This is a genomic window from Paenibacillus sp. 01T47, from assembly GCF_056398245.1.
Map to the genome: position 1 here is coordinate 185625 of NZ_JBFTPA010000006.1, position 23077 is coordinate 208701.

Annotated in this window: 27 protein-coding genes; all 27 read left to right on the forward strand. The window is 43.3% G+C overall.

The genetic code is table 11. From position 1 onward, the window contains the following. Positions 1-91 precede the first annotated feature (91 nt). The 27 genes from flgG to tsf all read left to right on the forward strand — a co-directional run bounded on the left by flgG (position 92) and on the right by tsf (position 23051). Positions 92-910 carry a flagellar basal body rod protein FlgG gene (gene flgG, locus AC1DOV_RS14630; protein ID WP_076269155.1) on the forward strand — a complete coding sequence of 273 codons (819 nt, stop codon included), beginning with the start codon at positions 92-94 and terminating at the stop codon, positions 908-910. 56 nt (positions 911-966) lie between these two features. Continuing rightward, complete coding sequence (locus AC1DOV_RS14635; RefSeq protein WP_054028981.1) at positions 967-1194, forward strand: flagellar FlbD family protein; 228 nt, start codon at positions 967-969, stop codon at positions 1192-1194. Continuing rightward, positions 1191-1655, forward strand: a complete 465-nt coding sequence (locus AC1DOV_RS14640; RefSeq protein ID WP_076269156.1) for a flagellar basal body-associated FliL family protein — start codon at positions 1191-1193, stop codon at positions 1653-1655. The genes AC1DOV_RS14635 and AC1DOV_RS14640 overlap by 4 nt, the downstream gene beginning before the upstream one ends. Positions 1656-1692: 37 nt before the next feature. After that, positions 1693-2694: a flagellar motor switch protein FliM gene (gene fliM / locus AC1DOV_RS14645; protein WP_054028979.1), complete on the forward strand. Its 1002-nt coding sequence runs from the start codon at positions 1693-1695 to the stop codon at positions 2692-2694. Next, positions 2684-3949 carry a flagellar motor switch phosphatase FliY gene (gene fliY, locus AC1DOV_RS14650; protein WP_475449022.1) on the forward strand — a complete coding sequence of 422 codons (1266 nt, stop codon included), beginning with the start codon at positions 2684-2686 and terminating at the stop codon, positions 3947-3949. Before fliM ends, fliY begins: the two co-directional genes overlap by 11 nt. Positions 3950-3969: 20 nt before the next feature. Further along, a complete protein-coding gene (locus tag AC1DOV_RS14655; RefSeq protein ID WP_076269158.1) occupies positions 3970-4332 on the forward strand; it encodes a response regulator in 363 nt (120 codons plus the stop codon). Between the two features lie 12 nt (positions 4333-4344). After that, entirely contained in the window at positions 4345-4989 is a 645-nt protein-coding gene (locus tag AC1DOV_RS14660; protein ID WP_477511424.1) for a flagellar biosynthetic protein FliO, read from the forward strand. Positions 4990-5026: 37 nt separating this feature from the next. After that, entirely contained in the window at positions 5027-5734 is a 708-nt protein-coding gene (gene fliP, locus AC1DOV_RS14665; RefSeq protein WP_372239010.1) for a flagellar type III secretion system pore protein FliP, read from the forward strand. Between the two features lie 22 nt (positions 5735-5756). Beyond that, a complete protein-coding gene (fliQ, locus tag AC1DOV_RS14670; protein ID WP_054028974.1) occupies positions 5757-6026 on the forward strand; it encodes a flagellar biosynthesis protein FliQ in 270 nt (89 codons plus the stop codon). 11 nt (positions 6027-6037) lie between these two features. Next, positions 6038-6835: a flagellar biosynthetic protein FliR gene (gene fliR / locus AC1DOV_RS14675; protein WP_076269160.1), complete on the forward strand. Its 798-nt coding sequence runs from the start codon at positions 6038-6040 to the stop codon at positions 6833-6835. A 13-nt stretch (positions 6836-6848) separates the two neighbouring features. After that, positions 6849-7943 (forward strand): flagellar biosynthesis protein FlhB, encoded by a 1095-nt coding sequence (gene flhB, locus AC1DOV_RS14680; protein ID WP_076269161.1) that lies wholly within the window; start codon positions 6849-6851, stop codon positions 7941-7943. A 22-nt stretch (positions 7944-7965) separates the two neighbouring features. After that, positions 7966-9996: a flagellar biosynthesis protein FlhA gene (gene flhA, locus AC1DOV_RS14685; RefSeq protein WP_076269162.1), complete on the forward strand. Its 2031-nt coding sequence runs from the start codon at positions 7966-7968 to the stop codon at positions 9994-9996. Beyond that, positions 9993-11213, forward strand: a complete 1221-nt coding sequence (gene flhF / locus AC1DOV_RS14690) for a flagellar biosynthesis protein FlhF (RefSeq protein ID WP_477550291.1) — start codon at positions 9993-9995, stop codon at positions 11211-11213. Before flhA ends, flhF begins: the two co-directional genes overlap by 4 nt. Beyond that, positions 11210-12079, forward strand: coding sequence for a MinD/ParA family protein (locus tag AC1DOV_RS14695; protein ID WP_339208931.1), 870 nt, complete (start codon positions 11210-11212; stop codon positions 12077-12079). Before flhF ends, AC1DOV_RS14695 begins: the two co-directional genes overlap by 4 nt. Before the next feature lie 26 nt (positions 12080-12105). Then, positions 12106-13467, forward strand: a complete 1362-nt coding sequence (locus tag AC1DOV_RS14700) for a protein-glutamate methylesterase/protein-glutamine glutaminase (RefSeq protein WP_441881270.1) — start codon at positions 12106-12108, stop codon at positions 13465-13467. A gap of 44 nt (positions 13468-13511) precedes the next feature. Then, positions 13512-15596, forward strand: coding sequence for a chemotaxis protein CheW (locus AC1DOV_RS14705; RefSeq protein WP_477550292.1), 2085 nt, complete (start codon positions 13512-13514; stop codon positions 15594-15596). Positions 15597-15609: 13 nt separating this feature from the next. Beyond that, complete coding sequence (locus tag AC1DOV_RS14710; protein WP_477550293.1) at positions 15610-16071, forward strand: chemotaxis protein CheW; 462 nt, start codon at positions 15610-15612, stop codon at positions 16069-16071. A gap of 3 nt (positions 16072-16074) precedes the next feature. Continuing rightward, positions 16075-16695, forward strand: a complete 621-nt coding sequence (locus tag AC1DOV_RS14715; RefSeq protein ID WP_076269168.1) for a chemotaxis protein CheC — start codon at positions 16075-16077, stop codon at positions 16693-16695. Next, positions 16692-17186 (forward strand): chemotaxis protein CheD, encoded by a 495-nt coding sequence (locus tag AC1DOV_RS14720; RefSeq protein ID WP_076269169.1) that lies wholly within the window; start codon positions 16692-16694, stop codon positions 17184-17186. Before AC1DOV_RS14715 ends, AC1DOV_RS14720 begins: the two co-directional genes overlap by 4 nt. A gap of 1 nt (position 17187) precedes the next feature. Beyond that, positions 17188-17625: a hypothetical protein gene (locus AC1DOV_RS14725; RefSeq protein WP_477550294.1), complete on the forward strand. Its 438-nt coding sequence runs from the start codon at positions 17188-17190 to the stop codon at positions 17623-17625. 4 nt (positions 17626-17629) lie between these two features. Continuing rightward, positions 17630-18415: a FliA/WhiG family RNA polymerase sigma factor gene (locus AC1DOV_RS14730; RefSeq protein ID WP_054028962.1), complete on the forward strand. Its 786-nt coding sequence runs from the start codon at positions 17630-17632 to the stop codon at positions 18413-18415. A gap of 14 nt (positions 18416-18429) precedes the next feature. Continuing rightward, entirely contained in the window at positions 18430-19836 is a 1407-nt protein-coding gene (locus AC1DOV_RS14735; protein ID WP_076269171.1) for a DUF342 domain-containing protein, read from the forward strand. Positions 19837-19875: 39 nt separating this feature from the next. Further along, complete coding sequence (locus AC1DOV_RS14740) at positions 19876-20202, forward strand: hypothetical protein (protein ID WP_441911325.1); 327 nt, start codon at positions 19876-19878, stop codon at positions 20200-20202. A 35-nt stretch (positions 20203-20237) separates the two neighbouring features. Beyond that, positions 20238-20804: a DUF6115 domain-containing protein gene (locus AC1DOV_RS14745; RefSeq protein ID WP_477550295.1), complete on the forward strand. Its 567-nt coding sequence runs from the start codon at positions 20238-20240 to the stop codon at positions 20802-20804. Next, positions 20797-21372 carry a hypothetical protein gene (locus AC1DOV_RS14750; RefSeq protein WP_477550296.1) on the forward strand — a complete coding sequence of 192 codons (576 nt, stop codon included), beginning with the start codon at positions 20797-20799 and terminating at the stop codon, positions 21370-21372. Before AC1DOV_RS14745 ends, AC1DOV_RS14750 begins: the two co-directional genes overlap by 8 nt. 184 nt (positions 21373-21556) lie before the next feature. Further along, positions 21557-22255, forward strand: coding sequence for a 30S ribosomal protein S2 (rpsB, locus tag AC1DOV_RS14755; RefSeq protein ID WP_054028957.1), 699 nt, complete (start codon positions 21557-21559; stop codon positions 22253-22255). 121 nt (positions 22256-22376) lie between these two features. Continuing rightward, entirely contained in the window at positions 22377-23051 is a 675-nt protein-coding gene (gene tsf, locus AC1DOV_RS14760; protein ID WP_339208950.1) for a translation elongation factor Ts, read from the forward strand. Positions 23052-23077: the final 26 nt, after the last annotated feature.

Here is a 23077-nt window from a genome sequence, read left to right on the forward strand (position 1 = left end):
GCTGTGGACCGATTGAAGCAGTTTATGATAGTGCTAACATTTTTTTGAAGCCCATAAGATTTTAATCCATTCCCTAGGAGGAATTACGAAAATGCTAAGATCGATGTATTCGGGCGTGTCCGGTATGCGCGGCTTCCAAACAAAGCTAGACGTTATTGGTAACAATATTGCGAACGTGAACACGGTTGGCTTTAAAGCAGGGCGCGTCATGTTCAAAGATATTTTGAGCCAAACGGTTGCGGGCGTTACCGCACCTGAGGAAGGCGTGCGCGGTGGCGTTAACGCAAAACAAATCGGACTCGGCGTGTCTATCGGCTCTATCGATACCGTACATACCGCAGGAAGCGCAATGACAACGAACCAACCGACAGACCTTCGTATTGACGGAGACGGATTTTTCGTAGTTAGAGCGAGCGAAGATTCTGAAATGCTTTTAACACGTGCGGGCAACTTTACGCTTGACTCGAATAGACAGCTTGTTACAGGCGATGGCTATTTCGTACTAAGCGTTGATCAAGAGCCTATCGTACTTGATGAGGCAATTACGGCGTTTTCCATTGGTCAAGACGGAACGATCATGGGTGTAACAGCGGATGGTACGGAAGCCGTTGCACAGCTTGGCGTAGCCAAAGTTGTAAATCCTAGTGGTCTTGAGAAACTGGGCGGCAATATGTACCGTGTTACAGCGAATGCTAATCCGGATGCTTCTATTGAGGATTTCATGACGTTCGCGACTGATCCTGAATTCGGTACAGGCGCAATCATTGCCGGTCAGCTGGAAATGTCTAACGTTGACTTAACTGCTGAATTTACAGAAATGATCGTTGCACAACGTGGTTTCCAAGCGAATTCACGTATTATCACAACTTCTGATGAAATTTTGCAAGAGGTAGTTAATCTAAAACGATAAGTAAGTCATAACGAGCGGGAGGCTTAACGCCTCCCCTAGGTGTGAGGGGGCAACTGATGATTACCGTAACGCGGTTGAACGGAACAAAGGTCACAATAAATGCTTTATTAATTGAAATGATTGAAGAATCAGCGGATACGGTGATTACACTTACGACGGGCAAGAAGCTGGTTGTAAAAGAAAAAACAACGGAACTGTTGCAGCTTAATGGGCAGTATCTTCGCACAATTGGCCTTATTGCGGCGGCCCAAAAGAGTGAGCAAACGGAGGGTCCATCGTCATGAAGAAAATGCTACCTTGGTTAATTACGATTTTGTTATCCATAACTTTAATCGCCATTGTTTCAATCATCTTGTTCAAGTCGTTTTTTACTGACCCTAAGGAGCAGGCGACGGAGACAAAAACGATTGAGGTTAAAGCTTTATCGGCTGATGAGCGTGTGGCCGTAACTTCTGAATTAAAGGAATTCAGAAGAAATCTGAAAGATCGTGAATATGTCGTTATTTTGAGTTTTGCTTTCCAGCTCGACAAGAAGAAAACAAAAGAAGATTTTGATAAACTGCTTGAGATTGAAGTTCGCCCAATTATTAACCGTGTTATTGCTGATATGACAGCAGATGAGCTGCAGGGTTCTCAAGGTGAAGACGCACTTGAGTCGAAGCTTCTCAACTTAATCAATCCTATTATTCCTAAAGGTAAGTTGATTAAGGTAGAAATCACAGACTTTACACTTGCTCCACTTTAACTGACTACGCAGACATTCCTCGAAGGAGGTGAGATATTTGGTTGATGTTTTATCGCAAAATGAAATTGATGCGCTACTAGCTGCCTTGGATTCCGGTGAAATGGATGCAGAGGATTTAAAGAAGGAAGAAACGACGCGAAAAGTCAGTGTGTATAATTTCAAACGCGCCGTACGTTTTTCGAAGGATCATATTAGAAGTTTGACGCGGATTCATGAAAACTTCGCACGGTATTTGACAACCTATTTCTCAGCACAACTTCGCACATTTGTTCAAATTAATGTCGTGCAGGTCGAGCAATTGCCTTACGATGAATTTATTCGTTCGATACCAAAGATGACGATATTGAACATTTTTGAAGCGGAGCCGCTGGAAGGTCGTATGGTGCTTGAAGTTCATCCAAACGTAGCGTACGCAATGCTGGATCGAATGTTAGGCGGACAAGGCATAGCGCCATCCAAAATCAACAACTTAACTGAAATTGAAACCATTATTATGGAGAAAATTTTCAGTCGAACGTTTGAAGGCTTGCAGGAGGCTTGGAAAACAGTAATCGATATTTCTCCTAGGCTGGAAGCATTGGAAACGAACCCGCAGTTCATGCAGATTGTATCGCCCAATGAAACGATCGCTCTCATTTCATTCAGCACCAAAATCGGCGATACGACGGGTATGATTAACCTTTGTATTCCGCATGTCGTTATTGAACCGATTATGTCCAGGCTGTCTGTTCATCACTGGTTTGTATCGCAGAAGAAAGCTCGCGCGCCAGAGGAAGTTGAAATATTGGAGCAGCGAGTAAATAAAGCGAAGCTTCCTATCGTAGCCGAGCTTGGCGAATCGTCGCTAACCATTCAAGAGTTTCTAGGACTGAATATTGGTGATGTTATTTCATTGAATAAATCAGTTAATGATGGTCTCAACATTAAAGTTGGAGACAAGCTTAAATTCATTGGCAGTGCAGGCTCTGTTAAGGATCGGCTAGCTGTTCAAGTAGATGAGATTGTCACTGAAGGAGTGGAAGAAGATTATGACGAGTAAGGACTATTTGTCACAAGAGGAAATTGATGCATTGCTACGTCAATCCTCCAGTGAGCCGGAACCGGAGCAGCACACTGAAGTCGGAACACAACTTTCAGACTTTTTATCCGATATGGAACAGTCTGCTCTGGGTGAGATTGGAAACATAACATTTGGCAGTGCGGCAACAGCATTGTCAACGTTGCTTGGCAAGAAAGTAGATATTACTACACCACAAGTTACTATTGTAAGAAAAGATGAGCTTGCTGACATTTTCCCTAAGCCTCATGTTGCAGTTAGTGTGCAATACGTAGACGGCTTTCAAGGCATTAATTCACTTGTCATAAAAACAAAAGATGCCCAAATCATTGCTGATTTGATGCTTGGCGGTGAAGGCACCAACATCACTGTAGAAGAGCTTAATGAAATTCACATTAGTGCAGTTCAAGAAGCGATGAATCAAATGATGGGATCATCTGCTACGTCGATGTCAACGATATTTAATCGTTTTGTCAATATTTCGCCGCCGGGCATTGACATTCTAGATGTTAATAACGGTGATGGCATGGAGCATTTGCCACCGGTAGATATGTTTATAAAAATATCATTCCGGCTTACGATTGGAGATCTCATAGATTCAACAATCATGCAGCTGCTGCCCATTCCGTTTGCGAAACAAATGGTTGATATATTAATGGGAGTGGTAGATGATCAGCCAGCTCAGCCTGCTGTTCCAGCGCCTCAAACGGCTGCAGCAGCGCCGGCAGCACAACAAGCTATGGCAATGCAAGAAACGGCTGCAGCAGCTCATTTGAACGCTGTGCCGCCGCAAATGAATATGGCTTCACAGGCGCCTCAAATGCCTTCTATGCCGTATCAAACACCTGCAGCTGGCTACGACATGTCGATGCAGCCGCCGGGGCCTCATACATATGGTCATGCAGCTAGTCGAAATGTTAATGTACAGCCTGTGCAATTTGCTAATTTTGGCAATGCGCCAATTATTCAGCCAGATGAGACAAACCTCAATTTACTTCTCGACATACCGCTTAAGGTCACGGTAGAATTAGGAAGGACCCAAAAGCAGATAAAAGATATTTTGGAGCTGTCGCAAGGTTCTATTATTGAGCTGGACAAGCTAGCTGGCGAACCAGTCGACATCCTAGTGAATAACAAGCTGATCGCAAAAGGCGAGGTTGTTGTCATAGATGAAAACTTTGGTGTTCGTGTAACGGATATCGTAAGCCAATGGGACCGCATTCAAAAATTACAATAGCATCCTAGGAGGATAAAAAGATGGCAAACCGCATTCTTATCGTAGACGACGCAGCTTTCATGCGCATGATGATTCGTGACATTTTATCAAAGAACGGCTACGAAGTCGTCGGTGAAGCCCAAGACGGCGCACAAGCAGTTGAGAAGTACAAGGAATTGAAACCTGATTTGACAACAATGGATATTACGATGCCTGAGATGGACGGAATCTCCGCTCTGAAAGAAATTAAAAAAATTGATAGCAATGCTAAAGTAATTATGTGTTCAGCAATGGGTCAGCAAGCAATGGTAATTGATGCGATTCAAGCAGGCGCAAAGGACTTCATCGTCAAACCGTTCCAAGCTGATCGTGTAATTGAAGCGATCAAGAAAACACTCGGATAACGGTTAGACATTATGTTTAACATAGCTTCGCGCATTTCAATGGTGTCTGCTCTTGGGATGGCGATTGGGCCACAATTTGCGGCTGCTGCGGCACAAGGCGGCAGCAGCGCAAACGATGAAGGACAAATGATGTTTACCGGAACAAATGATCTTGCGGGCAACATGATTTGGGTTATCGTATCGCTTGCCATCGTTATCGTATTAATTATTTTAGTCATTAAATGGTTGTCGCAGCGCAATCGCATGTGGGGAACGAATCGATCGCTTCGTTCACTCGGCGGTATTGCGCTAGGACAGAATAACTCATTACAGGTCGTCGAGATTGCAGGTCGGATTTATATCGTTGGCGTCGGCGAGAACATAACTCTAATTGACAAGCTAGATGATCCTGAGCAAGCAAGTGCTGTTATTTCAGCGCTGGAGCGGCAACAGGAATCGGCTTGGTCAAAGGATTTAGTCTCACAAATACTTAAGAAGTTCAAAGATCGCAACAATCCAAATGGCTCTGATCCTACGAACGAGCAGTGGAACAAGACGTCTTCCTTTCAGGATTTGTTGCAAAATAAGCTTAGTCAGCAAGCTGACCGCAAGCAGCAATTGGAATCGTTATTGCATGAATCTAAATCAAATGAACGGTTGATGGATGATGAAAAATAAGTGGTGGATATCAATCGTTGTTGTTCAATTGCTTGCGATGTTATTACATAATCAAGCATTTGCGGAGCCGTTACCCGACGTATCCATCAATATTGGCAACGGAAGCGGTGACACGCCCGATACTAGCGCATTATCCATTCTTCTATTAATTACAGTACTAAGTATCGCGCCAGCGATTATGGTACTAATGACAAGCTTTACTAGGATCGTTATCGTTCTAGGCTTTGTAAGAACATCGCTTGGAACACAGCAAATGCCGCCCAATCAAGTATTGATTGGACTGGCAATGTTCCTTACCTTCTTTATCATGGCTCCAACGTTCTCTCAAGTAAATGATGTTGCATTGCAGCCCTATTTAAAAGGTCAAATCTCTCAAACAGAAGCTTTTAAGGAAGCCTCCGTTCCGATGAAGAAGTTTATGTTCTCTCATACGAGGGAAAAGGACTTAATGCTTTTTATGAATTATACGAAAACAGAGAAGCCGGCTTCATTTGAAGAGATACCGATCACAGTACTAATACCTGCATACGCCATAAGCGAGTTGAAAACAGCTTTTATAATGGGATTTATGATATTCATTCCGTTTCTAGTCATCGATATGATTGTCGCAAGCACACTGATGGCAATGGGGATGATGATGCTGCCTCCTGTTATGATTTCCTTGCCGTTTAAGATACTGCTATTTGTATTAGTAGATGGATGGTATTTGATCGTAAAATCTTTGTTGTTAAGTTTCAACACGTGATACTAGCAGGGAGGGACTTTTGATGAGTACTGATTTCATAATCGGGTTGGCCAGCCAGGCCGTATTCGTTGTTTTGAAAGCCAGTGCACCAATGCTCGTTCTTGCTTTGGTCGTAGGGTTACTAGTCAGCATATTTCAAGCAACAACACAGATTCAGGAGCAGACGCTGGCATTTGTTCCGAAAATTGTAGCGGTTTTCGTGTCCATCATCATTTTTGGCCCATGGATTCTAAATACGGTTATCGACTTCACTTACAATCTGCTGAACAATCTTCATAATTACATCGGTTAGGTTGTGAGTGTATGAACGCGATCGTACAGGGTTTCCCTATTTTTTTGTTAATCTTTTGTCGAATAACTGCGTTTTTCGTCGTAGCGCCTGTTTTTTCGTCGCGAGGCGTACCGAATGTTTTCAAAATTGGGCTCGGATTTTTTATCTCGTTTATCGTTTTCTTAACGTACGGCGTGAAGCAGACGATGGTTCCGGACGCTGAATATATTTTGGTTCTGGTTCGAGAAATATTGGTCGGCGTACTGCTTGGGTATGTAGTCTACTTGTTCTTCACGGTCGTTCAGACCGCGGGAGCCTTAATGGATTTGCAGGTTGGTTTTGCAATGGCAAATATCGTAGATCCCCATACAGGTACGTCAGCCCCATTGCTCGGCAATTTTAAATACATGATGATCTTAGTTGTTTTCTTAATGATGAACGGTCATCATTTTTTATTAACAGGCCTTATGGACAGTTACGAATGGATGCCTTTGTCCAATGATTTATTTAGCCGAATAATGAGCGGCAGCATTACTGATTTTTTAACAAGAACATTCGCAAACACGTTTTTGCTGGCCATTCAAGTGTCAGCGCCATTAGTAGTAGCGATGTTTCTGACGGATGTTGGATTAGGCTTCTTAACCAAAACAGCTCCTCAGTTCAATGTTTTTGTAATCGGGATACCTCTAAAGCTAATTATAGGCATGATTTTGCTAGTGTTGTTAATGCCAAGTCTTGCTGGCATATTCGAAAGATTGTTTTCCATCATGTTTGATGCTTTGGAACAGTTATTCGGTATCGTGCAAGGACCGCCGCCTGACGTGAAATAGGAGGAAGCTTCCCATGCGAAATTACCGTCTAGAGCTTGATTTGCAGCTTTTCAGTCAAGAGAAGACTGAGGAAGCAACTCCGAAGAAAAAGGATGAAGCAAGAAAAAAGGGTCAAATTGCGAGATCGGCTGATTTACCGGGTTCATTAATATTAATTTTTGTTTTTATGAGCTTCATTATGATGGGCAATTATTTCAAGACACATATCATGATGCTCTTCGGCAATCTGTTTGAAGACTGGCTGTTGATGGATGTTACGACAGGCAACATTATGTCGCTCTTCAATGATGTGGCAATTGAAATGCTGCTGATCTTACTGCCAATCTTTGCGGTAACCGTTCTTGTCGGTGTCCTCGGCAACGTTGTACAGTACGGTTTTTTGCTAACCGGTGATCCTCTAAAAATGAAATTAAGCAAATTGAACCCGATCAACGGCTTTAAGCAAATTTTTTCAGCTAAAACAGTAGTCGAATTTTTGAAAAGTGTTTTAAAACTGCTTATTGTAGCGGTGCTTGTATATATGACCATATCCAAAGAATGGAACCGTATATTAGTGCTTGCTAGCTTGCCAATCCAACAAATATTTAGTTTTACCGCTGGTTTAACGATAAAACTAGGTATAGAAATTGGTGTGGTGCTCGCCGTACTCGCATTAGCAGATTTTTTCTATCAGCGTTATGAGCATAACAAAAGTTTGAGAATGTCTAAGCAGGATATTAAGGATGAATACAAAAAATCTGAAGGTGACCCGATCATTAAGAGCCGCATTCGTGAGCGTCAACGCAAAATGGCCATGCAGCGTATGATGCAAGAGGTTCCTAAAGCGGATGTCATCATTACCAACCCTACACACTTCGCTATTGCATTGAAATATGATGCAACCAAAATGGAAGCGCCAAGAATCATCGCCAAAGGCATGGATCATGTAGCGCTTCGCATTAGAGAAATAGCGAAAGAAAACGGTGTTGTGACAATGGAAAATAAACCGCTTGCCAGAGCGCTTTATGAACGAGCGGAGATTGGGGATGTCATACCTCCAGATCTGTTCCAAGCTGTGGCTGAGGTGCTCGCATATGTATATAAGATGAAAGGCCGATTGAAATCATAACACTACGGGAGGTGGAGGCGTCATGAAAGCAAAGGACTTTGTAATACTATTTGGCGTAATTGGAATTGTACTCATGATGATAATCCCGATCCCAGTCCTACTACTCGATATACTCATCATTTTAAACATTTCGATAGCATTGATGATATTACTTATTGCAATGAATACAAAGGAAGCTCTTGATTTCTCTATATTTCCGGCAATTCTACTAATCACTACCTTATTCCGACTTGCGCTGAACGTTTCTACTACTAGAAATATTTTGTCACATGCGGAAGCAGGGGAAGTCGTAGCTACGTTTGGCAGCTGGGTTGGCGGTGGAGAAATTGCAATTGGATTTATCGTCTTCCTCATTCTCGTAGTCGTGCAGTTCATCGTTATTACGAAAGGTTCTGAACGGGTAGCGGAAGTTGCAGCACGATTCACGCTCGACGCGATGCCGGGTAAACAAATGAGTATTGATGCAGATTTGAATGCTGGTTTGATTAATGAACATCAAGCGAAAGCACGTCGTTCCAAAATTGAACGTGAAGCGGACTTTTACGGGGCAATGGATGGTGCCAGCAAGTTTGTAAAGGGTGATGCAATTGCTTCCATTATCATTCTAGTCATCAACTTAGTTGGCGGATTTATCATTGGTATGGCGATTCATGGCTTGAGCTTTGGCGAGTCGCTTTCGACGTTCTCGATCCTTACGATTGGTGATGGTCTCGTCAGTCAAATACCTGCATTGCTTATTTCCACAGCTGCTGGTCTTATCGTAACTAGAGCGGCATCAGAGGGGAACTTGGCAGAGGATGTAACCGCTCAGCTATTCAAATACCCGAAGCTGCTATTTATTGCAGCTGGAACAATCGCTTTGCTAGGCCTTACACCAATCGGTCCATTAAGAACTTGGCCATTCGCTATTATGCTGGCCTTTGGCGGCTGGTATATGCAGAAAGCTATACATAAGCAACAAGAGCAAGAGGAAATGCTTGTCGAAGAACAGCAAATTGAAGAGGTTCGCAGTCCAGAGAGTGTAATTAGCCTCTTGCAGGTCGATCCGATTGAATTTGAGTTTGGTTATGGTCTTATCCCGCTTGCGGATACGCAGCAGGGAGGAGATTTGCTTGATCGAATCATCATGATACGCAGGCAATGTGCGCTGGAGCTTGGGCTCGTCGTACCAGTCATCCGGATCAGGGATAACATTCAACTGAAGCCAAATGAGTATGTCATCAAAATTAAAGGCAACACCGTCGCTCGCGGCGATTTGCTGCTTAATCATTATTTGGCCATGAGCCCTGGATTTGAGGACGATTCGGTCGTTGGTATTGAAACAACAGAGCCAGCCTTCGGATTGCCTGCAATTTGGATTGATGAGCAAATGAAGGAACGTGCCGAACTTTCCGGCTATACAGTCGTTGACCCGCCTTCAGTCGTTGCTACGCATTTAACTGAGATTATTAAACGACATGCACATGAGCTGATTGGACGTCAAGAAACGAAGCAGCTTGTAGAAAATGTAAAAGAGTCCTATCCTGCGCTTATTGATGAACTTATACCGTCTATTCTTACCATTGGCGACGTACAAAAAGTGTTGTCGAAGCTTCTAAGAGAAAAGGTGTCTATACGAGATCTAGTTACCATCTTTGAAGCATTAGCGGATCATGGAAACTATACGAAAGACCCTGATATATTGACAGAGTATGTACGACAGTCGCTATCAAGACAAATTACACAGCAGTTTTCATCTGGTAGCGATACGTTACGAGTGATAACAGTTGGACCGCAGCTTGAGAAAAAAATTGCTGAGTCTGTGCAGCAATCGGATCAAGGCAGCTATATTGCACTGGATCCCGTTTCCACTCAACAGATTTACCAGAAGCTCAATGAGCATGTAAATCGTCAGATTCAAGCTGGCCAACAGCCTGTTGTACTCGCATCACCTACCATTCGGATGTATTTGAGACAAATTGTGGAGAGAACGATGCAGGATGTACCCGTACTTTCTTACAGTGAGCTTGAACCAAATATTGAAGTTCAGAGTGTCGGGGTGGTGAATCTATGAGAGTAAAACGATATGTCGTCAGTGCATTGCCAGAAGCGGTCTCTCTGATTCGAAGCGAGCTTGGGAAAGATGCAGTTATATTGAATACGAAGGAAATTAAAGTTGGCGGCTTTATGGGGATGTTTCGTAAGAAAAAGATGGAGGTTATCGCCGCTATCGAATCGAATCAATCGAATCCCCAAGCAAAACCTCAGCGAAACCCGGATCCTCAAGTGGATGCGGTCGTTGAGCAAATTTTGCAAACGGCGCAGCGAACAGCAACGGCTGTAATGGAGCCTCCAAACGTTCAAGCAGTTTCTTCAGTACCGATTGCAGAGCCTCAGAAGGACAAAATAGAACGAGAGCAATTCATCATTGATGAGATTCGAGATTTAAGAGAATACATGTTAAAACTCTCGAAACAGCAAAACAATCTTATTTCTATGTCAGAGCACTTGATTGCACTGAGAGAACACTTGATAGAACAAGAAATGGAATTGCAGTGGATTGAGCGTTTGATACAAGCTATTTCTGACAAAGAATCCGAAGAAAAAATCGTTTTTTCAAAGGAACAAGTATGGGAGCATGCGGCAGAGCTGCTGCAAGAGTGGCTGCAACCCTACAGTGGCAGCAGTATTAGCAGTCATGTAAGAGTGGTTCATTTTGTTGGTCCAACCGGAGTTGGCAAGACGACGACTATTGCGAAGCTTGCAGCTGAACAAACAATCAAGCAGGGCAGGAAAGTGGGGTTCATTACTTCGGACACCTACCGAATTGCAGCCGTGGATCAGCTTAGGACTTATGCCAACATCTTGAACGTGCCGCTAGAGGTCGTTTTCTCGCAGATGGATTTGCCCCGTGCTTTCAAGCAGCTTGAAGAGCGAGAGCTCATTTATATGGATACAGCTGGAAGGAATTTTCGCAGCGAGCTTCATGTATCAGAGGTCAGCAGCTTGCTTCAAACGACCGAGGCTAACGAAACGGTGCTTGTGCTTAGCATGACTGGCAAGACGAAGGATATGTCAGCAGTAGCCAATCATTTTTGCAAATACGGCGTTCGAAAAGTGTTGTTTACAAAGCTTGATGAAACTTCGGTTTACGGAGCAATTTTTAATCTCATTATGAATTTTGAATTGCTTCCTACCTATATGGCGAGTGGACAGACCGTTCCAGACGATATCGAGAAGTTTCAAGTGGATTTATACGTTAAGCAGCTGCTCGGGAGCAACGGTTTATGATGGATCAAGCTGAAGCATTACGTAATTTAGTCAAGCAGCAGGAGCTTCAAGATGAAGGCCGCACGACTCGTGTAGTGACGGTAACGAGCGGAAAGGGCGGAGTTGGAAAGTCGAATTTCAGCTTGAATTTTGCATTAGCGCTCCAACGATTGGGTAAAAAAGTGCTCGTTTTTGATGCAGATATCGGAATGGCCAACATCGATGTGCTTATGGGCGTTTCGTCCACGTACAATTTGTATCATCTGCTCAAGCAGGAGAAAACAATTTGGGAAATCGTGCAGGAAGGCCCGGAAGGGCTGAACTTTATTGCAGGTGGTTCTGGTTTTAGAGATTTGATGGATTTGTCTACAGAGCAGCTTGACCGTTTCGCTGATGAGATTAGCAAGCTGCATGGCAGGTATGATGTGATCTTGTTTGATACTGGCGCAGGCCTATCGAAGGAAACGGTTAAATTTATAACTGCAGCGCAAGAAACAATCGTTGTGACAACGCCCGAACCTACTTCAATTACAGATGCTTACGCCTTAATTAAGATGGTTAAAGCGATGGAGGTGGATGTTCACTTCAAATTAATTGTCAATCGAGCCGCTGATTTCCGTGAAGGAAAACAAACCGCTGATAAAATTAGCATGGTTGCACACAGGTTTCTTCAATCCGATTTGCCTCATCTTGGTATTTTGCCGGATGACCCAAATGTGTCAAAAGCTGTGAAGCGTCAAGTGCCCTTTACTGTAGCCTATCCTGGAAGCGAAGCATCCGTTGCTATTGACCGGATCGCAAAGCAATTTCTTGAAATACCACAGAATACTGCAATTAACGGCGGTGTCAAAGGATTTCTGCATAAAATGTTCAGACTCTCAAGATAATCCTTTGGAAGTGAGGAGGAAATGGAATGGTTCCTTATCGCGTACTAGTTGTAGATGATTCCGCATTTATGCGAAAGATCATTAGTGATTTAATCATTCAAGATTCACAGTTTAAGATCGTAGCTACAGCTAAAAACGGTCATGAAGCAATAGAAGCGGTTCGTGAATGGAAACCGGATGTCGTTACCTTAGATCTTGAAATGCCGTTAATGAACGGAATTGACGCATTGCAGATTATTATGAAGGATCATCCAACTCCTGTCATTATGCTCTCGGGTATAAGTGAAGACAATACAAGAGAAACGATTAAAGCACTGCAATTTGGTGCATTCGACTTCATTAGAAAACCATCAGCAACGATCTCTAATGATATTCGCCAAGTTGGAGAGGTTCTGCTTGAGAAATTGCGTATCGCAGTATTAACGAAGCGTTATCAGCCAGTGATTACGATTAGCGAGAAACAAGAAACAAAAGCAGATGATAGCAGCTTGCCAAAAGCGAAAAAAGAAGTAGTTTCGAACAACATTTTACACCATGAGGAGCTGCCGTTTGAAGCATTGTCTACTCCTGCTAAAGATCGGAACAAATTGCCGTTCAAGAAAGCGGAAGATAAACAAGGGCAACAGCGCTCGGTTCCCCCTTTACATAATAAGCTTACAAGCAATATGCAAGATGAAGCAAAGCCTAACGATGCCAAATCTAAGATTGCACCTCGCAAATCAGTCGAAAAGGCACCGCAGGCTGAACCTAAATCTCATTTCTCTGAGCCACCTTCAACAAAAAAAGCAAAGACAGTCCAGACAGCTTCTACCTTTAAACATATCGTAGCCATTGGAACTTCGACAGGCGGTCCTAGAGCTTTGCATGAGGTAATCACTTCTTTGCCAGCTGATTTCCCAGCACCGGTGCTTATTGTTCAGCATATGCCTCCTAAGTTCACCAAATCGTTGGCACAGCGGCTAGACAGCTTTAGCGAGATTCATGTCGTAGAAGCAGAGCAGGGAGAGAAAGTAGTTGCTGGCGTTGCCTATATCGCACCTGGCGGCTTTCATATGGAGCTTGTCAAAGATGCTTCTAGCTACTCGATTGCGCTCACTGAACAGCCGCAGCGCAACGGACATCGTCCTTCTGTAGATGTATTGTTTGAATCCTTGGCTGAACATCGCGAACTGAAGCGTCATGCGGTCATAATGACAGGCATGGGCAGCGATGGGGCGAAGGGAATGAAGCTGTTATCCGAATGTGGAATTGAAACGACCATAGCAGAAGCTGAAGAAACCTGTGTCGTTTATGGAATGCCGAGATCGGCTGTTGAAGCTGGATGTGTGAGTAAAGTATTGCCACTGCAGCATATTGCATCGCAACTGAAGCAAGCAGTGCTGAAATAGATAGGCTAGAATGGCTTCACCATACTAACAGGAGGTGCTAGGAAATGGATATGAATGCCTATTTATCGATGTTTATCGATGAATCTAATGATCACCTGCAATCCTTGAATGAAAATTTGCTTCGTCTGGAAAGCGAGCCTGAGGAGCTTAGTATCGTTCAAAATATATTCCGTTCAGCGCATACGCTCAAAGGAATGTCAGCTACGATGGGTTTTGAAGATTTAGCAGCGCTGACGCATGAAATGGAAAATGTGCTTGACCTCGTTCGCAACAGCAAGTTAAAAATGGACAGCTTTATTTTTGACACTTTGTTTAAAGGGTTAGATGCGCTTGAAGCAATGGTTCAGGATATTGTGGACGGCGGTACAGGGAAAGCAGACGTTACCTCGATCGTTGAATCGCTGCAAATCATCTTGAAAAGTGATTATAGCGCAAGCAAAGCGACTCAGGCTCCAACCGTAGCGGCTAATGCACCAAGTGCTGCAGAATCAAGCGCATCAGGGACGATGCTGCTTGATGAGTTTCAATCTTCGATTTTGCTTCAATCGATAGAAACAGGACATAATGTTTTTCATATTCAAATCGCTATTCGCGATAATTGCTTGCTAAAAGCCGTTCGTGCTTATATGGTATTTGATTTGCTAGAGCGCAATGGTGAAGTTATTAAATCAGATCCATCTGTTCAAGACATTGAACAAGAAAAATTCAATTTCACTTTTACGGTATTTACGATTTCACGCTTGCAGCAGGAAGATCTTCAAGCGCAGCTGCTTAATATTTCAGAAATTGAATCCGCTGTTGTAACTTCTTTGGATGCAGAGTCATTAGCCGTGCTTGGCCAATCTAACGCAGCTGCGGCAGTAGAGGTTGTCGAAGTTGCTGAAACGGCTGCGCCGCAAACCGAAACAGCAGTTACATCTGTTGAAGCAGCAAAAGGACAAGCTCGATCGGCACCTGCTGCCAGCACACCAGCTAATGTGTCGAAGACGATTCGTGTAGACATTGAGAGGCTCGATACGCTCATGAACTTGTTTAGCGAATTGCTTATTGACCGTGTTAGGCTGGAACAGCTTTCTAGTGAAATCAAACGCAGTGATTTGACTGAAACTGTGGAACATATGGCACGCGTAAGTTCTGATCTTCAAAGTATTGTACTTAAGCTTCGCATGGTACCTGTGGATTCGGTATTCAATCGTTTCCCTCGTATGATTAGAGATTTAGCTAAATCGCTAGACAAAAAAATCGATCTTGTTATTACTGGAGCCGATACGGAACTTGACCGTACGGTTATCGACGAAATTGGAGATCCGCTTGTTCATCTATTGCGCAACTCGGTTGATCATGGAATCGAAACGGTGGAAGAGAGAATTGCAGCAGGCAAGCCAGAAACCGGTACGATTTTCTTGCGCGCGTTCCATAGCGGAAATCATGTCTTCATTGAAGTGGAAGAGGATGGCCGCGGTATACACCATGAACGAGTGCTAAAAACAGCCATTAAAAATGGCGTCGTCACGGCTGACGAAGCAAAACTGCTGACGCCGGATGAAATTAATATGCTTATTTTTGCGGCTGGCTTCAGTACCGCAGATAAAATTTCGGACATATCCGGACGCGGTGTTGGTCTAGACGTCGTTCGTTCAAAAATTACTTCTCTAGGCGGAAACGTAACGATAGATTCTGCATTTGGTAGAGGAACGAAATTTTCTGTTCAATTGCCGCTTACGCTATCCATTATTTCCGCAATGCTGATCAAGCTGGGGTCGGAGAAATATGCTATCCCATTGTCTTCGATCGTTGAGACAGGCATTATCCGCAAAGAACAAATTCTTCAAGTGCATGGCAACAAAATGATAGAGTTCAGAAATACCATCATACCTCTAGTATCGCTAAGCAAAGTGCTTGACTCTCCTGATTTTAATGAGAATGACGAGCTTGAAACGGAAATTGTAGTCGTTCGAAAAGGCGAGAAGTGGGCAGCTGTAATGGTCGATGAATTTATTGGTCAAAGTGAAATCGTGCTAAAAACGCTGGGCAAATATTTAACGAATATTAAAGCAATTTCCGGCGCAACGATACTTGGCGATGGTTATGTCGCATTGATTATCGATCCGAATGCACTTATCAAATAGGGAGGTTTTTACGATGGGAGAAGAATTAAAGGTTATCGTGTTTGCACTAGGCAGCGAAGAGTATGGAATTGAAGTAGATAAGGTCCGTACGATTGAAAGATTGTCTCCAATTACACGCGTTCCGAAAACAGCTACTTTTATTAAAGGGGTTATTAACCTTCGCGGTGTGGTCGTTCCTGTCATTGACCTAAGAGGCAGATTTAATCTAACGGAAACGGCAACTACAGAAAACTCAAGAATTATTGTTGTTTCAGTAGCTGACATCGAAGTTGGATTCATCGTAGACTCAGCCAATGATGTCATCGACATTGATACAGATACGATTGATTTGCCGCCCGAAATTGTTGGAGGCATTAAAGCTAAATACTTAAGAGGCATTGCAAAGCTTGGTGAAGGTCGACTTCTCATCATGCTGAACTTGTCCGAAGTGCTCAACAAGAATGAAATTATTCAACTTGAGCAGCTTGAGGAATAACTTGTGAACCTTTTTAGCCGCTTTGAAGCATTTGAATTAGATGTATTGAAAGAAGTCGGCAATATTGGAGCAGGCAATGCTGCTACTGCATTATCCCGTTTGTTAGATAAGCCAGTTGATATGGCGGTGCCGAAGGTAAGTTTGCTTCCATTTGAAGAAGTTGCAGAGCGTGTTGGCGGTTCCGAAAAAATCGTCATTGCTGTTTTTCTTCGAGTGGAAGGAGAAGCTCCCGGCAACATGTTTTTTATCATTGAAGAAGATTCGGCAAGGCGATTGTTGCGTCAGCTGCTTTCCTTAAATATTGAAGAGCAGGACGGTTATTCAGAAATGGAGCTGTCTGCTCTTTGTGAGATTGGCAATATTTTAGCAGGCTCTTATTTATCTTCATTAGCTGATTTCACTCATTTAGCAATGGCCCCCTCCGTACCCGCTATAGCAGTAGATATGGCAGGTGCCGTGCTTAGCTACGGTTTAATGCAATACGGAGAGATGGGGGACTCGGCCCTACTTATTGAAACGACCTTTTTGGAGGATTGTCAGTCGCTTGAAGGACATTTTTTCCTCATTCCAGATCCAGAGTCGTTTGAGAAAATTTTTAGGGCTTTGGGAGTCGTTAGCGAATGATACAACAAAATTTGGTCAAAGTCGGCATGGCAGATTTAAATATTGCAACGGATGGGGCGATACTCAAAACGACCGGCTTAGGTTCATGTGTTGGACTTACCTTGTATGATCCAACGCGAAAAATAGCCGGTATGGCACATGTCATGCTGCCATCTTCAGACATTGCCCGTGAGACCAAAATGAATCTAGCTAAATATGCAGATACCGCCATACCCGAGCTGCTTGATCGGATGATAGCAGCAGGTGCATACATTGAACGCATGAAAGCTAAGATGGCTGGTGGAGCTCAAATGTTTGCTATGTCTGGACACAGTGATTCGCTAAGAATTGGCCCGCGCAATGTTGAATCCTGTACAGAAATGCTTAGAAGATTCAAAATTCCGATTATCTCTCAAGATACGGGCGGAAATTTTGGTAGAACGATAGAGTTTGACAGTACTAGCGGAATGCTTTCTATAAGAAGTGTGCAATTTGGAACAAAGGAGATTTAAAATGTTCGGAACATGGCGATGGAATGTCGTATTTGGAATTTTCGGCACCGTGCTTACGGTAGCTTTCTCAATCGGTAACAATCCGATTACTGTTATGCTGCTTAGAAGTATGTATGCTTTCATCGCTTTTTTTGTTCTTGCGTATGGAGTACGGGCAATATTGGCATACATCCTTCAACCGCCAGCACTAATAGGCTCGGAAATTGAAGATGAAGAAGGAAAAGGCAGTCAACTAGATATACAAACACCTGATGAGTCAGAAGATATCAATCAATTGTTGAAATCACAGATTAAAGATGGTGCCGGCAAGCAGCCAATCGAAACTCAGAAAGATGATGCAAGCGATTTTCGTCCGTTAAATCCTCCGCAATTGTTAAATACAAAAAATACACAGCCTGAAGAATTGGTTAAAGCCATTCGTCACCTGACAGGAGAGTGAGTCGATGATTGAGCAGAAGACCCCTCATTTGACAAACTTGCAGATGTGGCAAGCCTGGAGAGAACAAGGCGATTTGGAAGCGAAAAAAACGTTGATTGAACAATATTTGCCGCTGGTTGATTATGTAACGAATCGAATGGCCATTGGACTCCCAAAAAACGTCATTAGAGATGACCTTGCAAGCAATGGCGTAATGGGTCTTATTGATGCAATTGAAAAATTTGATTACGGCCGCGGCTTGCAGTTTGAAACGTATGCGTCATGGCGTATTCGTGGTGCTATTATAGATGGCTTACGACAAGGTGACTGGGTCCCGCGTTCTGTGCGAGAGAAGGCTAAACGAGTAGAAGAGGCATATCAGCATTTAGAGCAGCAGTACTTGCGTTCTGTGACAGATGCAGAAATTAGCCGCTATCTTGATGTAACGGAGAAAGAATTCATTAATATGCTTCAAGATATTGCGGTAACAACGGTCTGTTCATTGGAGGACCCGATTCGTGAAGAGGAATCGGAGACAAGAATGTCTTTGCTAGTGGACGATAAAGCGAAAAACCCGGATCATAAGGTTCATGAGTTTTATTTGAAAGAATCATTGGTTAAAGGGATTGAAAGACTTACGGAAAAGGAACGAACAGTCGTTTCTCTCTTCTATTATGAGGAATTATCATTAAGTGAAATTGCTGAAGTAATGTCACTATCACCGTCGAGAATATCCCAGCTCCATTCTAAAGCGATTTTGAGGCTGCGAGGAGCTTTGGCTAAGCATAAAGATCAACTCATGCAACATTAAAAGGGGGGAGCTACGTGGAAAATCTTCAATTAGAATCATACCTACGCATACAGACATCTGCCGATAATTTGTCTGCATTTTTAACCTTTAGCAGGATTTCGGACGAATTCGAATGTAACGGCGATGAGCTAGAACGATTCTTGCATAGCAAGGGGATCGTTTTTGGCCTTCGTAAAGAAGTTCTGAGTCAGATTGGCACTAATCCTCTCGCATATTTCAAAGAACAAACACTTGTTGCGCAAGGGCAGTCTCCTACACCTGGTAAAGACGGATATGTGAAGCTAGTTTATGATATGGATAAAAATGTGAACGCCCCAACGGAGCTCGAGGATGGGAAGGTTGACTTTAAAGAAGTTGTTCAGCTAAAAAATGTCAAGCGTGGACAATTGATTGCTGAGCGATTCGAGCCTACTGCAGGTCCTGTTGGCAGGACGGTAACGGGAGAAGAAATTGCTCCTAGGCTCGGCAAGCACGTTAGATTTAAAGTAGGCAAAAATGTCGTTTTAAACAACGAGCAGACGGCTATGTATTCGGCAATTGACGGCTTGATTTCGCTTACTGAAAAAGAAAAAATTAATGTGTTTCCTGTTTACGAAGTAAACGGTGATGTGGATTATAGTGTCGGCAATATTGATTTTGTTGGTACAGTAGTCATCAGAGGCAATGTTCTAAGCGGATTCAGGGTTAAAGCTTCGGGCGATATCCGAGTTATTGGCGGAGTTGAAGGGGCAGAAATCGAATCAGAAGGCTCTGTTGAAATTACAGGCGGAATATTGGGAAGCAACAAAGGTTTTGTAAAAGCTGGACGAAACGTCCGGAGCTCATTTATACAAGAAGGCAATGTTATCGCGGGCGAAGAGGTGCTGGTATCTCAGAGCATCATGCATTCGCATGTAAAAGCCGGAAAAAATGTTGTGTGCTCTGGCGCTAAAGGATTGATCGTAGGCGGACTTGTACAAGCAGGTGACCTTGTCAGCGCGCGAACGATTGGCAACTCGATGTCCACAGCCACAACCATTGAAGTAGGCGTAAACCCTGAATATCGTTCGGAGCTGCTCGAGCTAAGAACGAGATTAAGGCAGAACATGGATAATTTAGATAAAACGGATAAAGCGCTTGTTATTTTGGATCAATTAGCTGTGACAGGGAAATTAACTCCTGAGAAGCTGGCATTGCGCGTTAAGCTGACCGCCACAAAACGTCAGACCGTGCTTGAGAATGATGAGACGAGAAGCCGTATTCTTGAGATAGAGAAAACGCTGGAGAACACAGATCGATCGAAGATCGATGTCAGCAATATTGTATTTGGCGGAACAAAAATTGTAATTGGCAGGTACACAAAGTTTGTGAAGGATTCAGCGCAGCGGGTGACCTTCCGTTATTCCGAAGGGGATATCGTCTTAGTTCCTTATACCAAATAACGCTTGAAATTGATGAATGGCGCAAAGGGGTGAGCAGATATGACGTTCAAATCCATTGATTTGCAAATGTCTGTACCACGAACGCAAGAATTCAGCGGCATGCATGGACAAGCGATGCATAAACCTATAGCTGATCAGAATACGTTGGCCAATCAGTCTGCCAAACAAACAGAGCTTCTAAGAGGGAAAAACACAGCGATCGAGCAATCAAACGGACTTCATATTCGCAGTGATCAAGAAGGTCAGCAAGGTAACGCTTATCAGCAGGCAAAACGTAAGCGTACACAGTTATCCTCGGATGTTGATGAACAGGAGGCGGCTCCTACACATCCGTACAAAGGCCATAGGCTTGATATTAAGTTATAAAAAGAAGGCATCATATGAAAGGCAGGCTATGAACGATGCAGCCATACTTGCAATATATCGTATTACTAGGAGCGGTTGTTATTGTCGGTGCCTTTGTAATGCCTCGTAAGAAGCAGGATACAGCTCTACCGTCACAATCGATGCAAAACATGGAAACCGCGCTGGAGCAGTTTATGGAGAACATGGAGAAGGATAATGAGGATCTCGTACTCCTCGTTAGAACTGCTCAGCAAGAATCGAAATTAGATGCGGATCGCAAGGAGCAGCGTATTGTAGAATTGGAGCGGAAATGCGAACAGCTCACAGAGCAGTTGCAAAAGAAAATGTCCGAGTCCACGGCCTACATTCGTCCAGTGGAAACCCCATTGTCAGCGGTCTCATTAAATTCGAATGAACAACTTGTTAAAGATGCGCCTGTTGTTGAACATATTATAGAAGAGACAGTTCGGATGAACACTATCCAGGACAGATATAAAGAGCTGTTTACACTTTATGAGCAAGGGAAATCGATTGAAGCGATATCCAAAAAGCTTGGTATGAACAAAGGTGAGGTACAGCTTATTATACAGCTTGCTAAGCAGGAGGATTCTGTCCATGCTTAAAAGTCGGGTATTTCTTATGGGATTAGGTGCAGGTATCATCATTGGCGCTTTGTTGTTCCAGCTAATGCTCTCAGGAGAGCAAAGCAGGCAAAGGCTAAGTAACTTAGGAAAAGAGTCAGATGAGAAGCTTTACACTCAACTAGAAGTTGATGCTTTGTTAAAGGCAAATCAAGACTCGCAACAGCTTAATAAGGACAACACAGGGGGACAGGAGACTAAGCCTTCTGCTGATTCTGACAAAGCTAAGGAGCAGACAAGCGAGGCGAAGACTGATAAAGCTGCGCCTACGGCTACGACAGTCCCTGTTCAGGAACAGTCTGAGATCAAGCATGTTATAAGAATTAAAGCAGGCTCTAGTCTGACGAATACAGCAGAGCTGCTTGCTTCGAATAATATTATTAAAGATAAAACCGCTTTTGTATCAAAAATGAAAAAGTCAAAGAAGCTGGTTCGCACCGGTTATTTTTTGTTTCATGAGGAGATAACGGTTGAAGAAGCCATTCGGATCGTAACCGGCGAGCCTTTAACATCTTCAGAAGTAAATCTTCTAACTGCCAACAAAAAATAGCTATCCTATCTTTTCTGAAACGATTGTTGCATGCGATGTGTATTTATGGTATATTAATTCACGGTGTTAAAAACGCACGCAGGTCAATTTTGTCAAACGGTGCTTCCGCCCGGCGGAAGTTTTGGCGAAAGATGCGACTAGCGGAGGAGCACTAAAAAAAACCATTATAGGAGGTGTTGGAGAAATGGCGGTTATTTCCATGAAACAGCTACTAGAAGCTGGGGTACACTTCGGTCATCAGACTCGTCGTTGGAACCCGAAGATGGATCGTTATATCTTCACAGAAAGAAACGGGATTTACATTATTGATTTGCAAAAAACGGTGAAAAAAGTTGACGAAGCGTACAACTTTGTTAAATCGATCGCTGCAGACGGCGGCACTATGCTGTTCGTAGGTACGAAAAAACAAGCTCAAGATTCCGTTAAAGAAGAAGCAGAGCGTTGCGGCAACTTCTACATCAACCAACGTTGGTTGGGCGGTACTTTGACTAACTTCCAAACGATTCAAAAACGTATTGATCGTTTGAAACAACTTGAAAAATGGGCTGAAGACGGCACTTTCGAGGTTCTACCTAAGAAAGAAGTTATCATCCTTAACAAAGAAAAAGACCGTTTGGAAAAATTCCTTGGCGGTATTAAAGGAATGAAAGGTTTGCCAAGCGCGTTGTTCATTATCGACCCACGCAAAGAGCGTATTGCTGTTGCAGAAGCTCGCAAACTTGGTATCCCAATCGTTGGTATCGTTGATACGAACTGTGATCCAGACGAAATTGACTACGTAATCCCAGGTAACGATGATGCAATTCGTGCCGTTAAGTTGTTGACTTCGAAAATGGCTGATGCAATCGTTGAAGCTAACCAAGGCGAACAAACAACGGCTTAATTTAAAGGCTTTAATTAGTCAACAAAGGGTGGTCAGATGGTGATAAACCTCTCACTGCCCTTTTTTTGAATGTAAATCACTAAAAAAAACAATTAATGATTCTCGAAGCTACATAGACTTCGTGAAACCTATAGGAGGGCTTACAATGGCAGTTAGTGCTAGCGCGGTAAAAGAGCTTCGTGAAAGAACTGGAGCTGGAATGCTTGATTGCAAGAAAGCTTTGGACGAAACAAACAATGACGTTGAAAAAGCAATTGCAGTACTTCGTGAAAAAGGTTTGGCGGCAGCAGCAAATAAAGCTGGTCGTATTGCAACCGAAGGCGTAGTTGAATCGTATATTCATGCAGGCGGCCGTATCGGCGTTATCGTTGAAGTAAACTGTGAAACGGATTTCGTTGCAAAAACGGATCAATTCCGTGAGTTTGCAAGAGACGTAGCTATGCAAATCGCTGCAGCTAACCCTAAATTCGTTAGCCGTGACGAGGTTTCTTCTGAAGAGCTTGAAAAAGAGCGCGAAATTTTGAAAGCTCAAGCACTTAACGAAGGCAAGCCTGAAAAAATCGTTGAAAAAATGGTTGAAGGCCGTATCTCGAAATACTACGAAGAGTTCTGTCTTCTTGAGCAATCGTTCATTAAAGACCCAGACAAAACAATCTCCGTATTGCTTAATGAAAAAATCAGCAAAATTGGTGAAAACATTTCCATCCGTCGCTTCGTTCGTTATGAGCTTGGTGAAGGTCTAGAGAAAAAAGTTGACAATTTCGTTGAAGAAGTTATGGCTCAAGTTAAACATTAATCCGAACGCACAGGCGGGGCGGGGCG